The organism is Nocardiopsis lucentensis DSM 44048 (genome assembly GCF_000341125.1).
Taxonomy (GTDB): Bacteria; Actinomycetota; Actinomycetes; order Streptosporangiales; family Streptosporangiaceae; genus Nocardiopsis; species Nocardiopsis lucentensis.
Genome location: NZ_ANBC01000179.1, coordinates 1 through 1,073 on the forward strand (window position 1 = coordinate 1; position 1,073 = coordinate 1,073).

1 protein-coding gene is annotated in these 1,073 nt (G+C 69.1%); it reads left to right on the plus strand.

From position 1 onward, the window contains the following. Window positions 1-1,030 (plus strand): phosphate ABC transporter substrate-binding protein PstS (pstS, locus tag D471_RS0105900; RefSeq protein WP_017597771.1); only part of this gene is annotated, 1,030 nt, incomplete at its 5' end. Between the last annotated feature and the right edge of the window lie 43 nt (window positions 1,031-1,073).

Below are 1,073 nucleotides of genomic sequence, written 5' to 3' on the forward strand. Positions count from 1 at the left end.
GGTTCCCGGCGGGCTCCAGATCGCGACCCCCGAGAACATCGAGTGCTTCTCCGGAAGCCTGTCCGGTGCGGGCTCCAGCGCCCAGGAGAACGCGATGACCACGTGGATCGCGGGGTACCAGACGGCGTGTGAGGGCGCCCGCGTCTACTACGACTCGATCGGGTCCGGTGGCGGTCGCAGCCAGTTCATCGACGGCGCCGTGGACTTCGCCGGGACCGACGCGGCGATGAGCCCGGAGGAGAACGCCGACGCGGTCGAGCGGTGCCACGGCTCGGACACCATCAACCTGCCCGCCTACGTGGTGGCCATCGCCGTGGTGTTCAACCTGGACGGTGTGGACTCCCTGAACCTGCGCCCGGACACGCTGGCGAAGATCTTCAACCAGGAGATCACCCGCTGGGACGACCCGGAGATCGCCGAGACCAACCCCGACGCGGACCTGCCGGACCTGACGATCACGCCGGTCAACCGGTCCGACGACTCCGGGACCACGGAGAACTTCACCCGGTACCTGTCGGCGGCCGCCCCGGACGCCTGGCCGCACGAGGCCGACGGGCAGTGGCCGATCCACCCGCGTGAGTCCGCGCAGGGCAACAGCGGTATCGCCGACACGGTCAAGCGCGCCAACGGCGCGATCGGGTACGTGGAGATGTCGCACGTGCACGAGATGTCCACGGTGAACCTCGGTGTGGGCGGCGAGTTCGTGGAGATCTCCCCGGAGGCCGCGGCCCAGGTGGTGGCCGAGTCCCCGCGCCGCGAGGACAACGTCAACGAGTACGACCTGGCCCTGGACCTGGACTACGGCACGACCGCTCCGGGCAGCTACCCGATGGTGCTGGTCAGCTACGAGGTCGTGTGCGGCGAGTACGACGACGCGGCCACGGTCGAGCGGCTCCAGGCCTTCCTGCGCTACGTGGTCAGCCCCGAGGGACAGCAGAACGTGTCGGACGAGACCGGGTCCGCGCCGGTCAACGACGCCCTGCGTGAGCAGCTGCTGGCGTCCATCGACTCGATCGGCGTGCACGACTAGTGCTGTGGCCGGAAACGTTCGTCCGGGTCAGTGATCGGTGTCA